Source organism: Rhodococcus sp. 11-3 (assembly GCF_023704055.1).
GTDB classification, from domain to species: Bacteria; Actinomycetota; Actinomycetes; order Mycobacteriales; family Mycobacteriaceae; genus Rhodococcus; species Rhodococcus aetherivorans.
The window spans coordinates 1665036-1689180 of sequence record NZ_CP080406.1 but is presented as its reverse complement, the minus strand read 5'-3'; the positions used below and the strand labels follow the sequence as shown (position 1 = coordinate 1689180).

General features: G+C 71.6%; 20 protein-coding genes and 1 tRNA gene. 9 read left to right on the top strand and 12 right to left on the bottom strand.

The window, feature by feature from the left end; genetic code table 11:
* The first annotated feature begins 122 nt into the window (after window positions 1-122).
* Together KZJ41_RS07990 and KZJ41_RS07985 are read left to right on the top strand one after the other, a co-directional pair.
* Complete coding sequence (locus tag KZJ41_RS07990) at window positions 123-1100, top strand: hypothetical protein (protein ID WP_050034788.1); 978 nt, start codon at window positions 123-125, stop codon at window positions 1098-1100.
* 141 nt (window positions 1101-1241) lie between these two features.
* Window positions 1242-2141, top strand: a complete 900-nt coding sequence (locus KZJ41_RS07985) for a glycosyltransferase family 2 protein (RefSeq protein ID WP_231771892.1) — start codon at window positions 1242-1244, stop codon at window positions 2139-2141.
* Between the two features lie 60 nt (window positions 2142-2201).
* Here KZJ41_RS07985 and KZJ41_RS07980 read toward each other — a convergent pair whose 3' ends face one another.
* From KZJ41_RS07980 to KZJ41_RS07955, 6 genes are all read right to left on the bottom strand, one after another.
* Window positions 2202-3092 carry a MazG family protein gene (locus KZJ41_RS07980; protein WP_050034786.1) on the bottom strand — a complete coding sequence of 297 codons (891 nt, stop codon included), beginning with the start codon at window positions 3090-3092 and terminating at the stop codon, window positions 2202-2204.
* 160 nt (window positions 3093-3252) lie between these two features.
* Entirely contained in the window at window positions 3253-6885 is a 3633-nt protein-coding gene (mfd, locus tag KZJ41_RS07975; protein ID WP_050034785.1) for a transcription-repair coupling factor, read from the bottom strand.
* 88 nt (window positions 6886-6973) lie between these two features.
* Complete coding sequence (locus tag KZJ41_RS07970) at window positions 6974-7549, bottom strand: PIN domain-containing protein (RefSeq protein ID WP_006938885.1); 576 nt, start codon at window positions 7547-7549, stop codon at window positions 6974-6976.
* An 11-nt stretch (window positions 7550-7560) separates the two neighbouring features.
* Window positions 7561-7893 (bottom strand): helix-turn-helix domain-containing protein, encoded by a 333-nt coding sequence (locus tag KZJ41_RS07965; protein WP_006938886.1) that lies wholly within the window; start codon window positions 7891-7893, stop codon window positions 7561-7563.
* Window positions 7894-7937: 44 nt separating this feature from the next.
* Window positions 7938-8573 carry a ScbR family autoregulator-binding transcription factor gene (locus KZJ41_RS07960; RefSeq protein ID WP_029542131.1) on the bottom strand — a complete coding sequence of 212 codons (636 nt, stop codon included), beginning with the start codon at window positions 8571-8573 and terminating at the stop codon, window positions 7938-7940.
* A 160-nt stretch (window positions 8574-8733) separates the two neighbouring features.
* Entirely contained in the window at window positions 8734-9327 is a 594-nt protein-coding gene (locus tag KZJ41_RS07955) for a TetR/AcrR family transcriptional regulator (protein ID WP_037201479.1), read from the bottom strand.
* Window positions 9328-9561: 234 nt separating this feature from the next.
* Between KZJ41_RS07955 and KZJ41_RS07950 the strand changes: the two genes are divergently transcribed.
* From KZJ41_RS07950 to KZJ41_RS07925, 6 genes are all read left to right on the top strand, one after another.
* A tRNA-Gln gene (locus tag KZJ41_RS07950) sits at window positions 9562-9633 on the top strand.
* A gap of 71 nt (window positions 9634-9704) precedes the next feature.
* Window positions 9705-11183 carry a bifunctional UDP-N-acetylglucosamine diphosphorylase/glucosamine-1-phosphate N-acetyltransferase GlmU gene (gene glmU, locus KZJ41_RS07945; RefSeq protein WP_065922874.1) on the top strand — a complete coding sequence of 493 codons (1479 nt, stop codon included), beginning with the start codon at window positions 9705-9707 and terminating at the stop codon, window positions 11181-11183.
* Window positions 11180-12160 carry a ribose-phosphate diphosphokinase gene (locus KZJ41_RS07940; RefSeq protein ID WP_006938895.1) on the top strand — a complete coding sequence of 327 codons (981 nt, stop codon included), beginning with the start codon at window positions 11180-11182 and terminating at the stop codon, window positions 12158-12160. Before glmU ends, KZJ41_RS07940 begins: the two co-directional genes overlap by 4 nt.
* Window positions 12161-12213: 53 nt before the next feature.
* The gene (locus KZJ41_RS07935; protein WP_006938897.1) at window positions 12214-12843 is read left to right on the top strand and encodes a DUF2461 domain-containing protein; all 630 of its coding nucleotides are present in this window, start codon (window positions 12214-12216) and stop codon (window positions 12841-12843) included.
* A gap of 192 nt (window positions 12844-13035) precedes the next feature.
* Window positions 13036-13704 (top strand): hypothetical protein, encoded by a 669-nt coding sequence (locus KZJ41_RS07930; protein WP_006938898.1) that lies wholly within the window; start codon window positions 13036-13038, stop codon window positions 13702-13704.
* Between the two features lie 237 nt (window positions 13705-13941).
* Complete coding sequence (locus KZJ41_RS07925; protein WP_251550418.1) at window positions 13942-16500, top strand: LuxR C-terminal-related transcriptional regulator; 2559 nt, start codon at window positions 13942-13944, stop codon at window positions 16498-16500.
* 111 nt (window positions 16501-16611) lie between these two features.
* On the opposite strand, the gene KZJ41_RS07920 is transcribed toward KZJ41_RS07925, so the two are convergent.
* Window positions 16612-17253: a class I SAM-dependent methyltransferase gene (locus tag KZJ41_RS07920; RefSeq protein WP_029542122.1), complete on the bottom strand. Its 642-nt coding sequence runs from the start codon at window positions 17251-17253 to the stop codon at window positions 16612-16614.
* Window positions 17254-17307: 54 nt separating this feature from the next.
* Here KZJ41_RS07920 and KZJ41_RS07915 point away from each other — a divergent pair, with 54 nt between their 5' ends.
* Window positions 17308-18567, top strand: a complete 1260-nt coding sequence (locus tag KZJ41_RS07915) for an MFS transporter (protein WP_006938907.1) — start codon at window positions 17308-17310, stop codon at window positions 18565-18567.
* Window positions 18568-18571: 4 nt separating this feature from the next.
* Here KZJ41_RS07915 and KZJ41_RS07910 read toward each other — a convergent pair whose 3' ends face one another.
* The 5 genes from KZJ41_RS07910 to egtA all read right to left on the bottom strand — a co-directional run bounded on the left by KZJ41_RS07910 (window position 18572) and on the right by egtA (window position 24066).
* Complete coding sequence (locus KZJ41_RS07910; RefSeq protein ID WP_251550416.1) at window positions 18572-19768, bottom strand: MFS transporter; 1197 nt, start codon at window positions 19766-19768, stop codon at window positions 18572-18574.
* An 81-nt stretch (window positions 19769-19849) separates the two neighbouring features.
* On the bottom strand, window positions 19850-20806 hold the full coding sequence (gene egtD / locus KZJ41_RS07905) for an L-histidine N(alpha)-methyltransferase (RefSeq protein ID WP_006938910.1): 957 nt from the start codon (window positions 20804-20806) through the stop codon (window positions 19850-19852).
* Complete coding sequence (gene egtC / locus KZJ41_RS07900; RefSeq protein WP_006938912.1) at window positions 20803-21549, bottom strand: ergothioneine biosynthesis protein EgtC; 747 nt, start codon at window positions 21547-21549, stop codon at window positions 20803-20805. The genes egtD and egtC overlap by 4 nt, the downstream gene beginning before the upstream one ends.
* A complete protein-coding gene (egtB, locus tag KZJ41_RS07895; protein WP_065922876.1) occupies window positions 21542-22837 on the bottom strand; it encodes an ergothioneine biosynthesis protein EgtB in 1296 nt (431 codons plus the stop codon). The genes egtC and egtB overlap by 8 nt, the downstream gene beginning before the upstream one ends.
* Window positions 22834-24066, bottom strand: coding sequence for an ergothioneine biosynthesis glutamate--cysteine ligase EgtA (gene egtA / locus KZJ41_RS07890; RefSeq protein WP_029542112.1), 1233 nt, complete (start codon window positions 24064-24066; stop codon window positions 22834-22836). Before egtA ends, egtB begins: the two co-directional genes overlap by 4 nt.
* Between the last annotated feature and the right edge of the window lie 79 nt (window positions 24067-24145).

The window sequence follows — 24145 nt, the reverse complement described above, 5'->3', positions numbered from 1 at the left end:
ATCGCCCGTTCGCCCGGTAGCGCAGCGCGGAGGACGTCCCGGATCGCTGCAATCGTGGTCCACCGCGTACACCCGGACATCCGACGCGCTGCAGCCCCCAGGGAGGGAAGGAAACACTCACGATGACGAAGTCCGCGACCATTCCGGGCCTGCGCGTCGGCGACCTGGTCGAGGTTCGAAGCGCCGAAGAGATCCTCGCGACGCTGGACGAACGGGGCGAGCTCGAGAACCTGCCCTTCATGCCGGAGATGCTCGGGTTCTGCGGCCGTCGGCTGACCGTGCACAAGGTTGCGCACAAGCTCTGCGACACCATTTCGGGCAGCGGCATCCACAGGATGGACAATGCGGTCCACCTGACCGATTCGCGCTGTGACGGCTCCGCGCACGGGGGCTGCCAGACAGCGTGTTCCCTGTACTGGAAGGAAGCCTGGCTCAAACGCGTCGGCCCCGGAACGCCGACTTCGTCCGTCTCCGGCCGTATCGAGATTCCATTGCTCGAGGTCAACACCCGCAAGGAACCGGGACCCGACGGCCGACCACGCTATTCGTGCCAGGCCACCGAGCTGATGCGCGCCGCGCCGACGTGCCTGCCGTTCCGCGATCTCGGCCAGTATGTGACGGACGTGAAGACCGGAAACGCCGGTCCCATCGACTCGATCAAGGCCTTTCTCGTAAGCCTGTTCAATCGCCTGCAGGACGCCAGCAGGCGGCGGCTACCGCGCAAGCTGTGGTTCCGCGACGGGCTGCCCTGGGGCTTCGTCGCGGGCAAGGCGGTCGGAAGGACGCCGACCGCCCACCTGAACCTCCAACCGGGCGAGATGGTACGCATCAAGCCCAAGGATCAGATCATGTTGACGCTCAACGAAGATCGGTTGAACCGGGGCATGGGCTTCGAGGAAGAGATGGCCCGCTACTGCGGCCGCACGGCACGAGTGCAGGCCCGGGTCACCAAATGTATAGACGAGAAGACCGGCGAGTTGCTGACCATGAAGAACCCCTGCATCGTGCTGGCGGACGTCGTCTGCAGCGGCGCGTACAACGCCAACTGCCCCCGCGAATTCGTGCCTTTCTGGCGGGAAATCTGGCTCGAACGTATCTGAAAACCGGACTCGGTGTCCGGTCCACCGAGTACCGGCCTGATCGAAGAAGCCGCCAGGCCTGTCGTCGCCCCGGCCCGAGCATTCCGCCCGAGGCGTGGAGGCACGGTGTAATGCACGAGTCGAGCGACGAGGGGGTGCCCGATGGGCCACACCGACACGCTGGTCTCCATCGGGTTGCCCGTTCGCGACGGGGCGGATCGCCTCGAGGTCGTGGTGCAATCGGTGCTCGCCCAGGACCACACCGACATCGAACTCGTGATCTGCGATAACGCCTCCACCGACGGGACCGAGGAGCTGTGCCGCAGCCTGGCGGAGCAACACAGCCGGGTCGTCTACCACCGGCACCCCGTGAACGTGGGCCTGCTCAACAACTACATCAGCGCGCTCCGGCTGGCCACCGGCACCTTCTTTCGGTGGGTAGGCGATGACGACTGGCTTGCACCGCGCTGCATCTCCAGGGCTCTGGAGGCGTTCGCAGCCGACGACCGGCTGATCCTGGTGACGAACCGAATCGAGTACACCGCTCCGGACGGCCTGACACGACTCAGCCCGCACCACGGCACGGCCCTCGCTTCCGACGACCCGGTTACGCGGTTCACCGCGATGCTGGGGATGCTGAACGAGGCCATCCCACTGGTCGACCCTCTGTACAGCTTGATCCGACGCGAACCCGCGGTACGGATCGAGCGTCGGAACATGCTGCGCGAAGACGAGGTGTTCGCCGCCAAGCTGGCGCTTGCCGGGCCATGGGGGCACGTGCCGGAGGTGCTGGCGCGACGGCACCTGACGCATGCGACACCGTCGATGCTGGCACGCAAGCTCGACGTACCGTCGTGGCAGGCGTACATCGCGACCACACTGGAGTGCAGGGAAATGGTGCGATCGCTGGCCGAGTACGACCTGAGCGCCGAGCAGCGGCGCAGGGCGCGGCGCGCAGTGGCCCAATTGTATGCACGGCGCCAGCAGGACTTGCTGATTCGAGTCGGCCGCAAGCTCACGCGCACGACCCGCCGACATGCAGGACGTCGCCAGACAGGTTAGGCCGCGGGCGGCGGGCTGCCGCATCCTGCCGGGTCGGGCGACCCCGACCGGCGTCGTCGCTCACGTCTGCGGCCAATACCTGCGCCAGTCGTCGCTCGACAATGGTCTTCGCTTACCGCGATCGGCTTCGGCGGCGTCTTCGGCTCTGCGGATCCGGCCGGCGAAAGCCACGACAGCGGTCCGCAGCGTCTGCTCGGCGCTGCCCTCACCGCAGATCCGTACCGAACCGAGCGATTCCGGTACCAGATCCGACGGAAATCCCGCCTTGGCGCTGCGGGTCAGCACCTTCTCGGTCAACGCCAGCGCCGGCTGCGCCATCGCGATGCCGTCCAGGCAGGAGGGCCGGGCCTTCTCCGCCGCCTTCGCCACCTCCCACGCCGCCTCCTGCTCGGCCACGTCGATCGGGCCGGTGTGACCGTTGGTCAGGTGCGGGCTGCGCAACGCGAGCTTGGTGACGAGCGTGTCGGCGACATCGTCGACGGTGAACGGGTCGGTGCCGGACTCCTGGGCGATCCGCGAGTGGAACAGCACCTGGAGCAACAGGTCTCCCAGTTCCTCGCGCAGGCCGTGCGGGTCACCTTCCTCGATCGCGTCGAGCAGTTCGTAGGTCTCCTCGAGCAGGTAGCGGCGCAACGAATCGTGCGTCTGCGTGACCTCCCAGCCGCCGAATCCCCACAGCCGGTCCATCACCTCCACGGCACGCAGCAGGCGCTCCCCCGGCGCGGGCGGGGCGGCGATCACCCGCTCACCCCGCCGCACGCGTTCACGCACCGCCTCGTGCCCGGCGTCGACGGCCACCAACGTCTCGGCGTCGGATCCCGCTGTCGCGCCGAGCGTTTCCCGAACCGCCGCCGGCACGTCGTCGGTGCAGGCGAGCGGCCCGGTCAGCAGCGGCACCGCCTCGAGCGGCACCGATCCGGGCCGGTACGGGTCGAGCAGAATCACCGTCACGGCCGTCGCCTCACATTCCCCGTCGCTGCGCTCGCCCCGGTCACATTCCCCGTCGCTGCGCTCGCCCCGGTCACATTCCCCGTCGCTGCGCTCGCCCCGGTCACATTCCCCGTCGCTGCGCTCGCCCCGGTCACATTCCCCGTCGCTGCGCTCGCCCCGGTCACACGCTCGCGACGGCCGGCACGCGCACGTCCACCGAACCCTGCGCCTTACCGTCGAGGGCGAGCAGGAAGTCCGCGATGTACTGCAGCAACTCGACGTCGCGCACCCGATCGGAGCCCACCCCACCGGTCCGCGGCAACGGCAGCTGCACCAGGCCGCTCGTGGCCCGGTACTGCGCCGCCGGGTAGAGCCGCTTGAGTCGCATCTGCTTCGAATCCGGCAGATGCATCGGCGAGATCTTCAGCTGGGTACCGGAGACCGCGACCTCCTCGAGGGCGTACTCGCGGCACAGCAGGCGCAGCTTGGCCACCGACACCAGCCGGCCGACCTCCTCGGGCAGCGGGCCGTAGCGGTCGACGAGTTCCTCGACCACCGCGGCGATCGCGTCGTCGTCGTGCGCCGCGGCGAGCTTGCGGTAGGCCTCGAGCCGCAGCCGGTCGGAGGTCACGTAGTCCGGCGGGATGTGGGCGTCGACCGGCAGGTCCACGCGCACCTCCTTGGCGGCCTCCTCCGTGGCGACGGGCCGGCCGTCCGCGGCGGCCCGGAAGGCCTCCACCGCCTCGCCGACGAGCCGCACGTACAGATCGAACCCGACGCCGGCGACGTGACCGGACTGCTCCGCGCCCAGCACGTTTCCCGCGCCGCGGATCTCGAGGTCCTTCATGGCCACGGCCATGCCCGCACCGAGGTCGGAGTTCTGGGAGATCGTGGCGAGCCGGTCGTACGCCGTCTCGGTCAGCGGCTTCTCCGGCGGATACAGGAAGTACGCGTAACCCCGCTCGCGGGACCGGCCGACGCGCCCGCGCAGCTGATGCAGCTGCGACAGGCCGAGCGAATCGGCGCGTTCGACGATGAGGGTGTTGGCGTTGGAGATGTCCAGGCCCGTTTCGACGATGGTGGTGCACACCAGGACGTCGTACTGACGTTCCCAGAAGCCCTGCACGGTCTTCTCGAGGGTGTCCTCGTTCATCTGCCCGTGCGCGACCGCCACCCGCGCCTCGGGGACGAGGTCACGAATCCGCTTGGCGGCCTTGTCGATCGAGCTGACCCGGTTGTGCACGTAGAACACCTGCCCGTCGCGCAGCAGCTCGCGACGGATGGCGGCGGCGACCTGCTTGTCCGCGTAGGCGCCCACGTAGGTGAGCACCGGGTGCCGCTCCTCGGGCGGGGTGAGGATCGTCGACATCTCGCGGATGCCGGCCATGCTCATCTCCAGGGTGCGCGGAATCGGCGTCGCGGACATGGTCAGCACGTCGACGTGCGTGCGCAGCGCCTTGATGTGCTCCTTGTGCTCGACGCCGAATCGCTGCTCCTCGTCCACGATCACGAGGCCGAGGTCCTTCCAGCGCACGCCGGTCTGCAGCAGCCGGTGGGTGCCGACGACGATGTCGACCGCGCCGTCGGCGAGGGCAGCGATCGTCTCCTTCGACTCGGCGGGATCGGTGAAGCGGCTCAGGCCCTTGACGGTGACGGGGAACGACGCCATCCGCTCCGTGAAGGTCTGCAGGTGCTGTTGCGCCAGCAGCGTGGTGGGCACCAGCACCGCGACCTGCTTGCCGTCCTGCACGGCCTTGAACGCGGCGCGCACCGCGATCTCGGTCTTGCCGTAGCCGACGTCGCCGATGACGACGCGGTCCATCGGGACCGCCTTCTCCATGTCGGCCTTGACCTCGGAGATGACGGTGAGCTGATCCTGGGTCTCGGTGAACGCGAACGCGTCCTCCATCTCCTTCTGCCACGGGGTGTCCGGGGCGAACGCGTGCCCGGGCGCAGCCTGGCGCGCCGCGTACAGCTGCACCAGCTCCCCGGCGATCTCACGAACAGCCTTGCGCGCCTTGCGTTTCGTGTTGGCCCAGTCGGAGCCGCCGAGCTTGCTCAGGGCGGGCATCTCGCCGCCGACGTAGCGGGAGAGCTGATCGAGGGACTCCATCGGCACGAACAGCCGGTCACCCGGCTGCCCGCGTTTGCTCGGGGCGTACTCGATGACCAGGTACTCGCGGCGGGCACCGCCCACGGTCCGTTCCACCATCTCGACGAAACGGCCGATGCCGTGCTGGTCGTGGACCACCATGTCCCCGGCGGTGAGCGCCAGCGGGTCGACCTGGTTGCGACGCTTGACCGGCGTGCGGCGCCCCTCGGCGGCGGTCACCCGGTTGCCCGTGAGGTCGGACTCGGTGACGAGCACCAGGCCGGGCACGTCCGCGCCGTCGCCCGGCAGGACCACGCCGTCGTGCAGCGCGCCGCACAGCACCCCGACCGTGCCGCGCACCGGCTCGGCGCCCGGATCGAGACGCGCGGCGGGCACGTCGTTCTCCTGCAGGCGCTCGAGCACCCGCTGCCCGGTGCCGGCGCCCGCGACGACGATCGCGGCCCGCCCGCCGGTGGTGACGTGCGCGCGCAGGTTCGCGAAGAGCATCGTCAGCAGCTCGTCCGAGCCGCGCACCTCCGGCGCCGGCTGCACGTCGAGCACGACCTCGGTGTCGGCGCCCGACGCCAGCGGGCTCAGCGTCCACCACGGCCGGCCCGCCGCCTCCGCCGTCTCCCGCACCTGGGTCAGCGGCCGGTACGCCGACGCGGCCAGGTCCACGCCCTTCATGTTGGCGGTGTCCAGCGGCGCGGCACCACCGAGCGAGGCCGCGGTCCACGACGCCTCGAGAAACTCCTGACCGGTGCGCATCAGATCCGCCGCGCGGGTGCGCACCTTCTCCGGATCGCACAGCAGCACGTGCGTGCCGGCCGGCACGACGTCGGTCAACAGCTGCAGCTCGCCCGTCTGCAGCACCGGCAGCAGCGCCTCCATGCCCTCGACCGGAATACCGGAGGCCATCTTGTCGAGCATCTCCACCAGCGCCGCATCGGCCGGGTTGTCCTGCGCCAGCCGGGCCGCGCGCTCCTTGACCTGCTCGGTGAGCAGCAGCTCCCGGCAGGGCGGGGCGATGAGGGTGCCCACCTCGAGTTCGGGGATGGACCGCTGGTCGGCGACGGAGAACGGGCGCAGTTCGGTGACCTCGTCGCCCCAGAACTCGACCCGCACCGGATGGTCCGCGGTCGGCGGGAAGACGTCGAGGATGCCGCCGCGCACCGCGAACTCGCCGCGCTTGCCGACCATGTCGGCGCGGGTGTAGGCCAGCTCGACGAGCCGCTCGATCAGCTCGTCGAAGTCGTGCTCCGCGCCGACCCGCAGGGTGACGGGCTCGATGTCGCCCAGACGCGGGGCCATCGGCTGCACCAGCGACCGCACGGTCGCGACGATCACCCGCAGCTCGGGGCCGTAGTCGCGGTCCTCGGGGTGGGCGAGCCGGCGCAGCACCTGCAACCGGCGGCCGACGGTGTCGGCGCTGGGCGAGAGCCGCTCGTGCGGCAGCGTCTCCCACGACGGGAACTGCGCGACGACGTCGCCGAGCATCTCGTGCAGTTCGGCCGTCAGGTCGTCCGCCTCGCGGCCGGTCGCGGTCACCACGAGCAGCGGCGTCTTCGCGGCCAGCGCGGCGGCGACGAACGGCCGGGCCGACGGCGGGGCCACCAGGGCCTGTTCGGCGGTCCCGGCGAGGGCGGCCACACGTTCGAGCTGAGCGTCGGCCAGCGCGATCCGCGCCAATCCGGACAGGGGGGTGACGGACACGTCGGACACGGGAAGGGCGCTCCTGGGTTCGAGAAGAGGACCGTCCGAGTCTATGCGGTGTCCGGTTCGGGCTGCCAGGACCACCGGGGGCGTCCGGTCACGGTCGGACCGGGTCCGCGGCCAGCAGATCGGCGCTGTTGTCGCCGAGATCGCGACGGGCCCACGCGGCCAGCCGGGTCTGCAGGGCGGCGTCGGGGGTCTCCTCGCCGGGCCCGAGCCACCGCCGTCGCGCCATCCGCAGCAGCACGCGCCGGCAACGCTGCGGCTCGGCGTCGAGCACGTACGCGACGAACGCGTCCGGCGTCTGCGGCTCGACCCCGGACCGCTCGAGCGAGCGAGCGAGACCGGCGTCGGTGGTGACGACGACGTCGGCCTGCGCGAACAGCGCCACCGCGGTCAGGTGCGCGTCGCGGGGATCGCTGATGTACGGCACCTCCCGCAGCACCGTGGCCGGCCAGGTCACCCGGGCCTCGGGGAAGGCGGTTTCGAGTTCGGCGAACAGGAAGTCCCGCGCCGGGCGCGACATGTGCGACGGCAGCCGCCGCTCCACCTCGGCGACGATGCCGTCGCTCCAATAGGGCTGGAACAGCGTGTCTTCGGCCAGGGCGAGCAGCACGTCGCGCACGCGTGGCGGCGTCAGCGCCGGCGCGTCGAGTACCGCTCGGATCGGCACGACCGTTCCCCCTAGAAGTCGTCGTCGTAGAGGCCGTCGCGGCGGCTCAGGTCGGCGACGGTGTCCAGGGCCCGGGTCCGGGTCTCGGCGCGCCGCTCGGCGTAGGCGAGGACGTCGGCGCGGCGGATGCGGCGGTGCAGGCCGCGGAACCGGGACGGCAGGGTGCCGTCGTCGACGAGGCGGCCCACATGCCGGCGACCGACGCCGAGCACGTCCGCCGCCTGGGCGGTGGTGAGCATCGCCGGCACCGGGGTGATGGTCACGGCGGCGGCGGCGCCGAGCTCGTCCAGGGTGCGGGCGAGTGCCGCACCGGCCGCGTCCGCGTCGAACGGTCCCAGGGTCACGGCGGCGATCGTGTCAGGCGGAGGCACCGAACGCAATCGCCCGGCTACACCCGCAGCCGGCGCGAGACGAACTGCCGGAAGTACTCGACCTTGTCGGCGGGCACGAGCGCGGGCACCAACAGGCGCCACATGTTCTCGAGGTGCTCGACGAGCTCGTCCCGACGATTCAGTGCCGCCGCGACCGCGCGAGCCCCGGTCAGGGCCTGCAGCACGAGCAGGCCCACCGCGTCCGGTTCGAGCTCCTCGCTCAGGTCGCCCTCCGCGAGGGCCCGCTTGGCGAGATCCTGCACCGTCGAGAGCCAGATCGCGAAGACCCCTTCCCCGGACCCGCGGTAGTCGCCGATCTCGATCACCAGCCGGAACATGGCGCGCACGATCGGGTCGGCGCGGGACACGTCGACCGTGAGGACCGACAGTTCGATCATGGTCTCGAGGGCGGGGGTCCGGTCGCTGATCGCGCTCAGCCCGGCCGAACCCAGCCGGGCGAAGCCCTCGTCGATGACCGCGCGGGCCAGCTCCTCCTTGGAGGCGAAGTGGAAGTACAGCGCGCCCTTGGTGACACCGGACTGCTGGATGATCTCGTTGAGGCTGGCGTTGGCGTAGCCGAGATTCATGAACACTTCCGCGGCGCCGCGCAACACGGAGTCGCGCGTCACCTCGGCGCGAACCTGCCGGGCCATTCATCCCCCTCGATGCGGGCTCGGCGCCACCCGGCGACCCGGACGATCGGCGCCGATCGCCGCTCCGCTGGGTACCACGATCACCTCGCAATTGCTCGTCGAGTCGGCTGGGCAACGATACCACCTGGTAGGGGCGCGATCGGGAGTTCGCATCGCCCGGTCAGTCGGTCCCGAGCTGCGGATTCGCCTCCAGATGGGTGAGGCCGTTCCAGCACAGGTTCACCAGGTGGGCGGCCACGACCTCCTTCGACGGGCTGCGCTCGTCCAGCCACCACGTGGCGGCCGTCGCGACCATGCCCACCAGCGCCTGCGCATACAGCGGGGCCAGGTCCGGGTCGAAGCCCCGGCGGGAGAAGTCGCCGGCGAGGATGTGCGCCACCTGCCGCACCGCCTCGTTCAGCAGGGACGAGTACGTGCCCTCCTCCGCGGCGACCGGGGAGTCCCGCACGAGGATGCGGAAGCCGTCGGTGCGTTCCTCGACGTAGGTGAGCAGGGCGAGCGCCACCCGCTCGACCCGGATGCGCGAGCGGTTCTGCGTCAGGCTCGCGCTGATCATCGACATCAGGGTCGACATCTCCCGGTCCACGACCACGGCGTACAGGCCTTCCTTGCCGCCGAAGTGCTCGTAGACCACGGGCTTGGAGACCTGGGCCCGCTGGGCGATCTCCTCGATCGACGCCGCCTCGTAGCCGCGCTCGGCGAAGATCGCCCGCCCGATCTCGATGAGCTGTTCCCGGCGCTGGGTCCCGGTCATCCGGACCCGGGGGCTGCGGTCGGCGTGGTTCTGCGACGGTTTCGACACGTGTACATCCTTTCCGGCACCCGGCCGGACCCTGTGCCACCGGAAAACACCGAGGACGACGCGCGGCGGGTTGCGATCAGCCTATCCGTGGCGGCGACGCGCCCGGCCCCGCGTTCGACTCCGGGTGTGGCGGCATGCGAGGATCACAGACGCATGACCGGGGCGTCGGCGCCGGGAATGCGGCAGTCCGCCGTGGTGTAATCGGCAGCACCTCTGATTTTGGTTCAGATAGTTCAGGTTCGAGTCCTGGCGGCGGAGCGGGGCAGTCGGGGCCGGCGAGCTCCCCTGCCGGTGCCGAACCTGCGCATGTCGAACGTCGAGGGAGCTTCATGCAAGTGCAGACCGCAGTTGTCGTTCTGGCGGCCGGAGCGGGTACGCGAATGCGATCCAAGACCCCGAAGGTGCTGCACACACTCGGGGGTCGCACGATGCTCGCCCATTCGCTGCACGCGGCCGCAGAGCTGGACCCGAGCCACCTGGTGGTGGTCGTCGGGCACGAGCGCGAGCGGGTTTCCGCCGCGACCGCCGAGATCGCCGAGACGCTCGACCGCAAGGTGTCGATCGCGGTCCAGGACCGGCAGCTCGGTACCGGGCACGCGGTGCAGTGCGGGCTCGACGCGCTGCCCGGCGACTTCTCCGGCGTGGTCGTCGTCACCAACGCCGATGTCCCGCTGCTCGACGGCCACACCCTCGAGGCTCTCGAAGCCGAGCACCTCGCCGAACCGGCGCAGTCGGCGGTGACCGTCCTGACGTTCCTCGCCGACGATCCCACCGGGTACGGCCGCATCGTCCGGAACGGCCACGGCGAGATCCGCGAGATCGTCGAGGAGACCGACACCGACGCCGAGCAGGCTGCCATCAACGAGGTCAACGCCGGCATCTACGCCTTCGACGCGAAGTTCCTCCGCAGCGCGCTGACCCGGCTGCGGGCCCACAATGCGCAGGGCGAGCTGTACCTGACGGACGTCGTCACGATCGCCCGGGAGGACGGCCTGCCGGTGTTCGCCGCCCAGCTCGCCGACCCGATGAAGGTCGCGGGCGCGAACGACCGGGTGCAGCTCGCGGCGCTCGCCGCGCAGTTGAACCGGCGCACCCTCGAGCACTGGATGCGGGCGGGTGTGACCGTGATCGACCCGTCCAGCACGTGGGTGGACGTCGACGTCGTCCTCGCCCGGGACGTGACCCTGCACCCCGGGGTGCAGCTGCACGGCCGGACTGTGATCGACGAGGACGCGGTGATCGGCCCGGACACCACGCTGACGAACGTGCGGATCGGCGCCGGAGCGTCGGTCGTGCGCACCCACGGGTCGGACTCCGTGATCCGCGAGGGCGCGACCGTCGGGCCGTTCGCCTACCTGCGGCCGGGCACCGACCTCGGCGAGTCCGGCAAGATCGGCACGTTCGTGGAGACCAAGAACGCCGAGATCGGCGCGCACTCGAAGGTGCCGCACCTGACCTACGTCGGCGACGCCACCATCGGCGAGTACTCGAACATCGGGGCCTCGAGCGTGTTCGTCAACTACGACGGCGTGCACAAGTCGCGCACGGTCGTCGGATCCCACGTCCGGACCGGGTCGGACACCATGTTCGTGGCCCCCGTGACGGTCGGCGACGGAGCTTACACCGGCGCCGGCACGGTCCTGCGCCGCAACGTTCCGCCGGGGGCGCTTGCGGTGTCGGGTGCGCCACAGCGCAATATTGAAGGCTGGGTCCAGCGAAACCGACCCGGGACCCCCGCGGCCGAGGCAGCGTCTGCAGCACGGCAGCAGCAAGAGATCGAACGGCATAAGGACGGCCAGGACCAGTGACCTCCAATTGGATCGACAACCAGAAGAACTTGATGCTCTTCTCCGGCCGGGCCCACCCCGAGCTGGCCGAGCAGGTGGCGAAGGAGCTCGACGTCCAGGTCACCCCGCAGACCGCGCGTGACTTCGCCAACGGCGAGATCTTCGTGCGGTTCGAGGAGTCCGTGCGCGGCTCCGACGCGTTCGTGCTGCAGAGCCACCCGTTCCCGCTCAACCAGTGGGTGATGGAACAGCTCATCATGATCGATGCGCTCAAGCGAGGCTCGGCCAAGCGCATCACCGCCGTCCTGCCGTTCTACCCGTACGCCCGCCAGGACAAGAAGCACCGCGGCCGTGAGCCCATCTCCGCCCGCCTGATCGCCGATCTGCTCAAGACCGCCGGCGCGGACCGCATCATCACCGTCGATCTGCACACCGACCAGATCCAGGGCTTCTTCGACGGACCGGTCGACCACATGCACGCCCAGGGCCAGCTCGCCGAGTACATCCGCGACAGGTACGGCGTCGAGAACATCGCCGTGGTCTCCCCCGACTCCGGCCGCGTCCGCGTCGCCGAGAAGTGGGCCGACACCCTCGGGGGCGCCCCGCTGGCGTTCATCCACAAGACCCGCGACCCGCTGGTCCCGAACCAGGTCAAGTCCAACCGCGTGGTCGGTGAGGTCGAGGGCCGCACCTGCATCCTCATCGACGACATGATCGACACCGGCGGCACCATCGCCGGGGCCGTGAAGATCCTGAAGGAGGCCGGCGCGGGCGACGTCGTCATCGCCGCCACCCACGGCGTGCTCTCGCACCCCGCCTCCGAGCGCCTCGCCGCGTGCGGTGCCGAGGAGGTCATCGTCACCAACACGCTGCCGATCGACGACGAGAAGCGGTTCCCGACGCTCACCGTCCTGTCGATCGCGCCGCTGCTCGCGCGCACCATCCAGGAGGTGTTCGAGAACGGCTCGGTGACGTCGCTGTTCAACGGTTCCGCGTAGTCGCGGAAGGCGGTGTACCTTCGGACCGTCACCGGACCGAAAGGACACCCGGCATGTTCACCGGCTTCCCCGTTGCCGCCCTCGACTTCTACGAAGACCTCGAGGCGGACAACAGCAAGCCGTTCTGGGCCGCGCACAAGGCCGTCTACGACGACTGCGTGCGCGGCCCGATGCTTGCCCTGCTCGCGGAACTCGAACCGGAGTTCGGCCCGGGCAAGGCGTTTCGTCCGCATCGCGACGTCCGCTTCAGCGCGGACAAGTCGCCGTACAAGACTCATCAGGGCGGATTCGTGCAAACCGGGCCCGGCGTCGGGTTCTACGTGCAGATCGACGCCGCCGGGCTGCGGATCGCCGGCGGCTTCTACGCGGGCTCGTCCGCACAGGTCTCCGCATACCGTGCCACCGTGGACGATTCGCGCCACGGCCCCCGGCTCGAGACGCTCGTGCGGCGGCTGCGCCGGGCCGGGTACGAGATCGGTGGCGAACGGCTGAAGACCCGTCCGCGCGGCGTCGCGGAGGACCACCCCCGTCTCGACCTGCTGCGGCACAAGTCCCTCACCGCCGCGCGGGAGCACCCGTCGCCCGAGTGGCTCGACACGCCGCGCACCCTCGACGAGGTGCGCACCACCTGGCGCGACGTCCGGCCGCTCGTGGAGTGGCTGACCGCCGCCACCGCCGCCTGAAAAGCGTTCGCATCGCGGTCGATTCCGAGCCCCCTCGGCAAACCGATCGGTATGGAAAGTCGTGTGGCACAAGGCTTTGCCGCCCGGACGCCGACGGTTAACATGATCTTCATCACTCCGACATCCCTCAGCCGCAGGTCGTGCAGGACCCCCCCGACCGACCGGGCCGGCTTTGACTTAAGGTGGCTCCTCGTGATCGACGCTCAAACCCTCGAGGCCCCCACCGAAAACGCGAAACTCGAGACCGTCCGCCGGTGGAGGCCGGGAGCCTGCGTCTGGTGCGGCGACACCGATTCCGTCGAGGAGTTCCGCAACGAACCCCGTTGCGCCACTTGCCGCACGCACGAGTCGATCATCGACGAGGCGCGCAAGTTCGTCGGCATGTACGGCCTGCGTCCCATCGGCGGCACCCTGCAGTCGGACGACGAGGAGGAGTACGAGCACCGCAAGGCCGCCCGCGACTCACGCCGCGTCCTCAACGACATCCGGCTCGCCGAACAGCCCGACCCCGCCCTCGTCCGCAAGGCCCTGCGCCCCCGCGCCGCCGCCGTCGTCGCCGAGACCGCCCCGGCGCGCCGGACCGCCACGCCGCGCACGTCCTCGTCGCGCCCGTCGCAGCGCGCCGCCTCCGAGCCGGCCCCCGCGCCGGTGCGCACCGGCGCCGTCGACGTCGACGAGATCCAGAACCGCGCCCTCGCGCTGCTCGACCAGCTCTCCGCGATCGACGCGCAGCTCGCCCTCGTCGCCGAGCAGTCCGGCCTCGCCGCCCGCGCCCGCCGCGGTGACCTCGAGAAGCAGAAGGCCACCGTCCTGCGCACCCTGGCTGCCCTGGAGAAGGCCCGGCTCAGCGCCACCCGATAGGGAACTTTCTCGCCCCGAGGGGGAGGTTGTCGCGGCATCGTTCGAGTGCCGCAGTCGACAACCTCCCCCTCGTCGCATATATCACCTGGTGGGACTACGCATACCGGACATCCCTCCCCTCGATCCGTAAGAGACCAGGTAGTCTGCCCGTGCCGAAGGGTCTGTCGGGGACACCGGGGTATCGGTGGAGACCGCACATGCAGGCTTGCGTGGACCGACCGATCGAGAGGAGTTGCCGTGAGTGTCCCCGGCGCCGGCCGTACGGGGGTACCGACGTGGCGGGCGCTGGCCACCGCGCTGCCCCGTCCTCGCCTGTTCGAGATGCTCGACCGCGGGTCTGCGCTGACGGTGGTCCACGCACCGGACGGGTTCGGCAAGAGCACGCTGCTCGCCACGTGGCTGCACGGCGGCGGCGTACCCGGGCGCGACGTCGCGTGGGTGCCGGCGGCGACGGACGACGGGACACCGGACCGCATCTGGTCCGACGCGTGCGCGGTGCTGGGCGACCATGTCGTGGCCGGCGACCCGGTCGACCGGCTCGCCTCGACCCTCGGCGGAACGCCGTCCCTGCTCGTCCTCGACGGGCTCCCCGGCACCGCCCTCGACGACCTGCTGCCGACGATCCGGCAGCTGCTGGATCGCTGCCCGTCCGTGGACGTCGCCGTCTGTCTTCGCGGCAGCACCACGTCCGCCACCGTGGCCGCGGCGGGCCTCGACTGCACGTTCGTCTCCGCCCACGACCTCCGGTTCACGCCCCGGGAGACGGCGGAACTCTTCCGCGCCGCCGGGGTGGAACTCGGGATCGACGAGTACGGCGACCTGTGCCGCGCCCTGGGCGGGCTGCCCCAGCTGATCTCGGGCGCCCTGAACGTCGCCCGGCTGCACCGGGGCGCACCGGTCGACGAGGAGGGCCGGCCGTCCCCCGACCTGGCCGTCGCCATCGCCGGGTTCGCGTCCGGTCTGCTCGACACGCTCACCGCCGAGGAACGGGCGTTCGCGATGTGCGTCGTCGCCGCCCGCGATCTCGACGCGGAACTCGCCGCCGAGCTCACCGGCCGGCCCGAGCCGGCCGCGCTGCTCGACCGTCTCGAGGCGCGAGGCCTGCTCGTCGTCGACGAGGCGGACGAGACACGGACGTGGTCGTGGCCGTCGGCCCTGCGGTCGGCGGTACTGGAACAGGCCCGGCAGGAGGAGCCCGCACGGGTCGACGAGCTGATGACCTTTCTCGCGCGCCTGCACCGGGATGCGGGCCGGCCGGCGCAGGCCGCGGTGTACGCGGCCGAGGCTCGCAACTGGACGATGGCCGCGGGCATCGTGGAGCGCAGCTGGGGCGAGATGGTCTCCGAGCACCTGGAGGTGCTCATCCTCGTGTTGCGGACGATCCCGGAGGACTTCCTGGAGGACTACCCGGCGGTGCTCGCCGGACGGGCGCTGTTCGTGCAGATGCTCGCCGATCACCCCATCCTGCGGGCGTCGCTTCCGAGCGAACCCGACGAGCTGCACACGCTCGGCGCCGGGCCGGACGCCGCGAACGTCCTGCACCTGGCGACGGTGCAGTCGCTCGCGCTGCGTGTCGCCGGGGACTTCGTCCAGGGCGCCGACTGCACGCGACGGCTCGAGCCGCTGGTACAGAGCATGCTCCTGCACCAGCCGGACAACATCACCCCGCAGCTGCCGCTGCTGCGGGTCCAGTGGGCGATCACCTTCCAGCTCGTCGCGGAGCTGGCCGAATCCAACCGGCAGTTCGAACTGGCCTACCGCGGCGGTGTCGCCACGGACACCCCCTACATCGTCCAGAACGCCGCGGGCAGCTCGGCGCTCAACTGGGCTCTGGTCGGCGACGTCCCGCGCGCCCGCCGGTGGCTCGACCGGGAGGCGACGGCGGAACCGTCCGACGGGCTCTTCGGCGAACTCGTCAAGGTCGGCGGCCGGGTCGCCGCGGCCCTGACCCATCTCGACGCGCTCGACGTGGGCGCGGCCGAGTCGATGATCGAGCTGCTCGGCGCGCCCAGCGATCGGGAGGAGCTGTGGGGGTTCGTCGCCTACGCCCACGCCCAGCACGCCCTGCTCACCCTCGAGGCGTACGCGGGCCTGACGTGGTTGCACCACACCGTCGCCGGCCACGCCCACCGGCACGGCGACGGCGCATTCTCCCGGACGCTGCTCACCGCGACGGAGATCGACCTGCACCTGGCTCTCGGCAACGGCAACCTGGCCCGCGCCGTGGCGGACCAGGAGCCCCGGCACCATCCGATACTCGTCGTCTCCGACGCGCGGGTGGATCTGCTCGGTGGGAGTCCCGACCGGGCCGCCAAGAAGCTCGCGCGGGTGTCGTGGCCGGACTGCGGATTCCCGCGGGCCCATCTCGAGGCGTTGCTGCTGGACGCCGCCGCGCAGCTCGATCTCGGCAATCCCCGGTCCGCGATCGTGTGCTGGGAGCGCGCCTGCACGCTCGCCCGGACGCTCGGCAATCGGCGCGCCTTCACGACCGTGCCGGACCGGCATCGGCGAGAGCTCGTCGAGCGCAGCGGTATTGCGGTGCCGGGCGGTTCCGTCGAGGCGGTGTTCCCGGACGAGGTCGTGCGGGTCGAGCTGTCCCCGCGGGAGAGGCAGGTGCTCGCGTTGCTGGCCGACGGATCACCGCAGAGCGAGATCGCCCGGCTCCTGTTCGTCTCCCCGAACACGGTCAAGACGCAGCTGCGCAGCATCTACCGCAAGCTCGAGGTCCACACCCGGGTCGAGGCCATCACCCGGGCGCGGGAGCTGCGGCTGCTGCCGGTGACCGGTGAGCTCTAGGCGCGCTTCCGCGGCCCTTTCCGGCGCCGACGTCCCCTCCCGAACCGAGCGAATGTATCGCTCATCTCCGCAGATCGACGCGATGGCACGTTCGCTCGGCTCGGGAGGAGGTCACGCCGGTTTGTGGGCGAGCACCCGGAACACGATGCCCATCCGCCCGGTGCGGTGCACGTCGTCGACCACGAGGCCGGCCTCGGTGAGATAGGGGACGGGGTCGCGGAGCAGGTGGTCGGCGCCGAAGCGGATGCTGAGCGGCTCGATGCCCCGTTGCAGGGCGCGCAGCGCCCGGTTCGTCGACGGCCCGTGCTCGGCGAGGACGACGCGGCCGCCGGGGACGAGCACGCGGTGCGCCTCGGCGGCGGCGCGGGCCGGGTCGGGCACGGTGCAGAACGTGAAGGTCGAGAGCACGGTGTCGGCGCTCGCGTCGGGCAGATCGAGGGCCTGGACGTCGCCCTCCCGCAGTTCGACGCGCGGATCGGCGGCGGCCTTCGCCCGGGCGAGTTCGAGCATCCTCGGTGAGATGTCGATGCCGACGACGTGCTCGACCTCCGGCCCGTAGAGGGGAAGGTTGAGCCCGGTGCCGACGGCGAGTTCGACGACGCGGCCGCGGGCCTGCGCGGCCGCCCAGTGCCGGGCCGGCCCGAGGATCAGCCGCTCGACCAGGCCCATGCCGCGGTCGTAGTTCTTCGACATCTCGTCGAAGATCCGCGATACGCGGGCGTTCTCGTTCTCGACCTTCTCCGAATCGGTCACCGTGTCTCCTTACCGCCGGGTCACCGCCGACGTTACCGGCGTACCCTCCCGGCTGTGACCGAACCGATCCCGGAACAGCGCCGCGTACTGACCGTGCTGGTGGCCGCGCAGATCCTCAGCGGCGCGGGCCTGGCCGCCGGCGTGACCGTCGGCGCGCTCCTCGCGCAGGACATGCTGGGCAGCACGAGTCTCGCCGGGGTGCCGAGCGCCCTGTTCACGATCGGGTCGGCGGCCGCGGCCGTCGCCGTGGGGCGGATCTCGCAGCGCGCCGGGCGCCGTGGGGGCCTGACGTTCGGCTACACCACGGGCGCGATCGGCAGCGCGGGGGTGGTGGCCGCGGCGGCGCTCGACACCGCGGTGCTGCTGTTCGCGGCCCTGTTCGTCTACGGCGCGGGCACGGCGACGAGCCTGCAGGCGCGCTACGCGGGCGCCGACCTGGCCGCCCCGGCGCGGCGCGGCCGCGCCGTGAGCACGGTGCTGGTGGCGACGACCCTCGGGGCGGTGGTGGGCCCGAACCTGACCACCGTGATGGGCGACGCCGCCGAATCGTGGGGCATTCCCCGGCTGTCCGGGCCGTTCGTGCTCTCCGGCGTCGCCTACGGTCTCGCCGCCGTCGTCCTGTGGGTGCTGCTGCGCCCGGACCCGCTCCTGCTCGCCCGCAGCCGCGCCGCCGCGGAAACCCTGAGCGGCACCGTCGGCGAGGATCCGGCGCCGGCCGGCGACCCGCCGGCGCCGGGCCGGCCGTGGACGCCCGCGGTGACCGCCGGGGTCGTGGTCATGATCGTGACGCAGCTCGTGATGGTGGCGGTGATGACGATGACGCCGATCCACATGCGCGACCACGGGCACGACGTCGGCGCGACGGGCGTGGTCATCGCGATCCACGTTGCGGCGATGTTCCTGCCCTCACCGATCGCGGGGATGCTCGTGGACCGGGTCGGGCCCTACCGGGTCGCGGCCGCCGCGGGACTCGTCCTGCTGGCCTCCGGGGTGTCCGCGGCGCTGGCCCCGCCGCACTCGGTGGCGGCGCTCGCGTTCGCGCTGGGCCTGCTCGGCTTCGGGTGGAGCCTGGGCCTGGTGAGCGGCACCGCGCTCGTCACCGATGCGGTGCCGCTCGAGTCCCGCGCGGCCACGCAGGGCACCGCGGACCTGTTCGTCGCACTCGCCGGGGCGGGCGGCGGCCTGGGTTCCGGGCTCGTCGTCGCGGCGGCCGGGTTCCCCGCCCTGGCGCTGACCGGTGCGGCGGTGTCGCTGGTGATCCTTCCGGTCCTGGCGCGACGGTCCGCACACGTCGCGCAGTCCGCCGTCCACTAGCATCTCAGGCCGGCACGGCGACGGCTCGTCGCGCCACCCGCAGGTCCGCGACCCACACCAGGGCGGTCACGACGGCCGCCGCCACCCCGAACACGCACACCCCGGTCCAGCCGGCGCTCGTCCACGCGACCGCGCCGAGCGCCGAACCGGCAGCGGCGCCGATGAAGTACGTCGTCATGTACACCGCGTTGATGCGGGAACGCGCCGCGGGCGCCAGCGCGTAGACGATGTTCTGGTTGCTGATGTGGATGGCCTGCAGCGCCAGGTCGATCGCGACCATCCCGATCAGGAACCACGCCAGCGAGTACGCGCCGGCGCCCAGCGCGGCCCAGGACGCGACGAGCACCGCCGCGCCGGCGCCCGAGGTGAGCTGCGCGAGCCCGCGATCGGCGAGGCGGCCGGTGAGGTTGGCCATCACCGCGCCGGCGACCCCGGCCAGGCCCACCAGTCCGATCTGCACCTCGTCGAAACCGTAGGGTTCGCCGGCCAGCAGGAACGCCATCGTCGAGAACAGGGCGCTCACGGACGCGAACGACAGGGCGCCGAGCAGCGACCGGGTGCGCAGCCGCGGCTGGGTGCGCACGAGGGTCCCGAGCGAACGCAGCGTGGTCCCGTAACCGATGCGCTCGGCGGGTCGCGACATCGGCAGCACCCGCCACAGGGCCAGCGCGACCACGACCATCACGGCGGCGCTCACCCGGTAGACGGTGGCCCAGCCGCCGACGCCGGCGAGGAGCCCGGCGACGCTTCGGGCGAGCAGGATGCCGAGCACCAACCCGCTCATCACCGTCCCGACGGCCTGGCCGCTGCGCTCCGGTGTGGCCAGGGTCGCGGCGAACGGCACCAGCACCTGCGCGGCCACCGAGAACAGCCCTGCGATCGCCGTGCCGACGGCCAGCACCGCGATGTTCGGGGCGAAGCCGCTGATTGCCTGGCCGGCCGCGGCGGCGAGCATGAGCCCCACCGTGAGGCGGCGCTTGTCGAACATGTCACCGAGCGGCACCAGGAACAGCAGACCGAGGCCGTAGGAGACCTGGGCGATGGTGACGGTGGCTGCGGCGGCGGAGTGGGAGGTGCCCAGAGCGGCGGCGATCGAGTCGAGCAGGGGCTGGTTGAAGTAGTTGCCGCCCACGCACAAACCGGTGGCCGCCGCCATCAGCAGCAGCACGGGGGTGGTCAGCACGGGCCGGGTCGACGTCACGTCTGCCAGCCTCGCGCGGCCGGGTCGGTGCTGTCCAACCGGCTTCCTGCCGTCGGCGGCCCGGGACCGCCGATGCGCGGCTCAGGCGCGGCTCGCGCCGATCAGCGCGAACCTCCCGTCGGGATCGATCCACTCGCGCCGGACGACGAACCCGGCCTCGGTCAGTTCACGGCCCATCCCGTCGAGACGGAACTTGGCGGAGATCTCGGTGCGCAGCTGCTCACCCGCCGCGAAGGAGATCTCGAGATCCAGCCCGGGAATTCGGACGGTCATGGGCTCGGTGGCCTCGAGCCGCATCTCGATCCATTCGTTGATCGGGTCCCACACGGCGACGTGCCGGAACTTCCCGGGTTCGAAGTCCGCACCGAGCCGGTTGTTGAGCACGTTCAGCACGTTGCGGTCGAATTCCGCGGTGATCCCGGCCGCGTCGTCGTAGGCCGGCACGAGCACGTCCGGGTCGGTGACGAGGCCGATGCCGAGAAGCAGCCACTCCCCCGGCTCGAGCACGGCGGCGAGATCGGTGAGGAACGCGGCGCGCTCGGCGGGCGCCAGGTTGCCGATGGTGCCGCCGAGGAACGCGATCATGCGGCGTCCGCCGCCGGGCAGGTGCGCGAGCGAGCCGGTGAAGTCTCCGACGACGCCCCGCACCGTCAGGTCCGGGTACTCGGCCGAGAGCCGGGTCACCGCGGGCTGCAGGGCGGCCTCCGACACGTCCTGCGGTACGTACGTATGGATGTACGGTTGCAGCGCGTCGAGCAGGATCTCCGTCTTCTCGGAGGAGCCCGACCCGAGCTCGACGAGCATCTCGGGGCGGGCCTCGTCGGCCAGTTCCGGTGAATGCTTTTGCAGCAGAGCCCGTTCGGTGCGGGTGGGGTAGTACTCCGGCAGGCGGGTGATCCGGTCGAAGAGCTCGCCGCCGCGCGCATCGTAGAGCCAGGTCGGCGAGAGCCACTTCGGCGACGACGTCAGCCCGCGGCGCGCGTCGGCCCGCAGCGACTCGTCGAGCTGCTCCGGGGTCAGGTACACGTCCACCGTCATGAAACGGCCACCTCCATGGGGGACACGATGAGGTGTCCCGGTCGGGCGCTGACCAGGTGCCGGTCCGGCACCTGACGCCAGCGCGGATCGTCGTCGTACGGTTCCGAGGACACCACGGCGACGTCCTCGTCGACGAGGGTCCACAGCGAGTGGTACCAGGCCGTCGCCCACAACCCGGAACCGTTGCCCAGCAACAGGTTCAGCCGCGAACCCGGCGCGACCGCGAGCACGTCGTGGACGAGCCGCATCAGCGCCTGCTCGGGCCGCGAGGAACGCAGCCGCGAGTACAGCAGCAGCCACAGCGCGGCCGCGTCGGTGGGCGACTCGAGCTGCAGCAGTTCGGCCACCGGCAGGCGCTGGGCCAGCGAAACGAGCGAACCGGGCCACCCGCGGACCAGCCCGTTGAGGCTGAACGCCCAGCCGTCGCGGGTGAACGGGGCGCAGGCCGAGCGCTCGACGGGCATGCCCTCCGTCGCCGAGCGCAGCGACGCCATGACGGCTCCGGCGCTGATGTGCGAAAGGCCTTCGGCGACAAAGGGGTCGGACCAGATCGGAGCGGGGTTCCGGTAGCGGCCGAAGCCGTCGGCACCCCACCATGCCACCCCGAACCCGTCGGCGTTGATGGTGCCGCCGCCGCGCATGTCCTTCGGCGCCCACGATTGGCGCAACAGCGACCGGGGTCCCTCGGTCACCAGGGAGCTCACCGAGCGGACCGGCCCGAGATATCCCAGGTGTCTACACATCCGGCACGTCCCGCGCGCAGCGGAAGCCGGCGAAGATCTGCCGCCGGATCGGCAGGTCCCAGTTGCGGAAGGTGCCGCGGCAGGCCGCGGGGTCGGTGCCGAACGAGCCGCCGCGCAGCACCCGGAAGTCGCCGCCGAAGAACACCTCCGAGTACTCCCGGTACGGGAAGGCGGTGAACCCGGGATACGGCTCGAACCCCGAGGCCGTCCATTCCCACACGTCGCCGATCAGCTGGTGCACGCCGAGGCGCGACGCACCCGCCGGATAGGCACCGACGACGGCCGGCTCGAGGTGCCGCTGGCCGAGGTTGGCGTGGGCCTCGGTCGGTTCCTCGTCGCCCCACGGGTAGCGCCGGCTCGCCCCGGTCAGCGGGTCCCAGCGGGCAGCCTTCTCCCATTCGGCCTCGCTGGGCAGCCGGCGCCCGGCCCAGCGCGCGAACGCCTCGGCCTCGTGGAAGCACACGTGCACCACGGGCTCGTCGGGATCGAGCGGCACCACCGCCCCGAACCGGCGGCGCCACCACGTGCCCGAGTCGTCGCGGGTCCAGAACTGGGGGGCCTCGAGACCCGCCTGCTCGCGGTGCACCCATCCCTCCGGGCTCCACAGCTCCCGGCGGGCGTAGCCGCCGTCGGCCAGGAACTCGAGGTAGCGCCCGTTGGTGACCGGCACCGTGTCGATCGCGAACGCCGGTACGTACACCCGGTGCGCGGCCCGCTCGTTGTCCAGCGCCCACGGATCGGTCGAGGTCCCCATCTCGAACTCGCCGCCCGGGATCAGCACCTCCTCCGCGGCCGGCGGCTCGGCGCGCCGCGGCGGCGGTGGGGCGTCGAGCACGGGCGATCCCGCCCGCAACTGGTGCGTGGCCAGCATCGTCTCCGCATGCTGCACCTCGTGCTGGACACTCATCGCGAAGACGAATCCGTCACGGGTGAGGTCGGTGTCGAATGCACACTGCGCCAGCACGTCCGCCGCCCGCGCGCGGACCTCCGCCGCGTAGCCGCGGGCCTCCGCCGGCCCGAGCAACGGCAGCGCCGGACGGTCCGCGCGGGGATGCCGGAAGGCGTCGTAGAGGTCGTCGACGTCCGGGCGCACACCGCCCTGACCGCCGGCCGCCCGGAGCAGCCAGCGTTCCTCCTGGTTGGCGATATGCGCGAGATCCCACACGAGGGGGCTCATCAGCGGCGAATGCTGAGCCGTGAGCTCCGCGTCGTCGATGTCGGTCAGCGCGAGGACCCGCGCCCGCGCGCGGGCGAGGTCCCGGCCGAGCCGGGTGCGCAGACCGCTCACCGGTCCTGGACCTCCGGGGTGCGACCGCGGCAGCACCGCGCCGCCGCCGAGTCCAGGGCCGTGGTGAACCGCATGTCCGGCGACGCCTCCGCGGCGAGGGCGAGCAGTCCGACCGCCGCGGCCCGGAGCTCGAGGTCCGCGAGACCGAACTCGGCAGCCTCCTGCCAGCGGTCCACGACGGGTGCGGCGACGGCCAGGGCCTCGTCCATCACGGCCGGCGAGGTGAGCAGCGCCTCGACCGCGGCGACCGGGACCTGCCAGAGGGCACCCGGCTGGGCGTCGATGTACCGGACCTCGAGATGCCCGGCGGGACGCACCGGCGGAAACAGGGTGGTCAGGTGGTAGTCCAGGTCGGCGACGGTGGGCCGGCGCCCGATCTCGTCGTCGAGACCGCCGCCGAGCCAGTCCGCGAACGACGCACCCGGCGGCGCGTGCCAGTCCCCGTCGGACGCGCGCACGCACAGCAGCGGCGCGTCGAGCGCCCAGGCCGGGTAGTGCGCCGGATCGGGGACGGGCGTGGTGCGGTCGGCGTCCAGCGCCAGCCAGGTCCGCATCCGCTGCGACGCCCAGGTTCCGTCCGGGGCGCCGCGCAGCGAGGGGGAACACGCGAACGCGGCCACGAGCGCCGGTCCGACGGCGTGCAGCACCCGCCACCGGCGGGCCAGCTCGTCGTCGTCGGCGCCGGCGTCGACGCTCACCTGAGTGGCGGCGGTGCTGTTCATCATCAACCGGCCCAGCGGCCCGATCCGATCGAACCGGAGCTCCATCGCGCTGTACCGGGGGGTGCGCAGCAGCCGCTGCGGGGGGCGCAGTTCGTCGGCCGCCGCGTCGATCATGTCCACCGACCGGCGCGCCAGCAACGCACGGAGCATGCGGGCATCGGCGGTGAGACGGTCGCAGACCTGCCGCGCCGAGCCACACGGCACGCTCGACAGTTCGACCTGCCCGCCGGGCTCGAGGGTCACGGCGCTGCCCGACGGCAACGGCCGCGCCGAGGAGCCGGGAGCCAGCTGCCGCGGGGCGTGCGGGCCGAGGGCCTCGAGGATCGCCTGCAGCTCCGGCCGGGCGCTCGTGCCGTCGGCCCGGGCCGTGAGCCATTCCAGTTCCACCCCGATCAGCCGGGGCGGCCCGAAGCGGAAGCTCACCCTTCGCACGTGCAGTTCGGCGGCGGTTCGCGAGGCGATGCCGGCGTCCGCGCGCGGCACCGCCGTGTCGACTGTGATCACCACTCGGTCCGCCCCTCCCTCGCCTGTGGGCCAGCTCACGGACGAGCCTAACGTCAACCGGCGACAGGATGCGGGTGAACGC

Excerpts from the sequence above, each read along its gene's own strand:
- KZJ41_RS07990 (WP_050034788.1), top strand. The coding sequence starts at position 123 with ATGACGAAGTCCGCGACCATTCCGGGCCTGCGCGTCGGCGACCTGGTC.
- KZJ41_RS07985 (WP_231771892.1), top strand. The coding sequence starts at position 1,242 with ATGGGCCACACCGACACGCTGGTCTCCATCGGGTTGCCCGTTCGCGAC.
- KZJ41_RS07960 (WP_029542131.1), bottom strand. The coding sequence starts at position 8,573 with ATGGCCCGGCAGGTTCGCGCCGAGGTGACGCGCGACTCCGTGTTGCGC.
- KZJ41_RS07955 (WP_037201479.1), bottom strand. The coding sequence starts at position 9,327 with ATGACCGGGACCCAGCGCCGGGAACAGCTCATCGAGATCGGGCGGGCG.
- glmU (WP_065922874.1), top strand. The coding sequence starts at position 9,705 with ATGCAAGTGCAGACCGCAGTTGTCGTTCTGGCGGCCGGAGCGGGTACG.
- KZJ41_RS07935 (WP_006938897.1), top strand. The coding sequence starts at position 12,214 with ATGTTCACCGGCTTCCCCGTTGCCGCCCTCGACTTCTACGAAGACCTC.
- egtD (WP_006938910.1), bottom strand. The coding sequence starts at position 20,806 with ATGACGGTGGACGTGTACCTGACCCCGGAGCAGCTCGACGAGTCGCTG.
- egtC (WP_006938912.1), bottom strand. The coding sequence starts at position 21,549 with ATGTGTAGACACCTGGGATATCTCGGGCCGGTCCGCTCGGTGAGCTCC.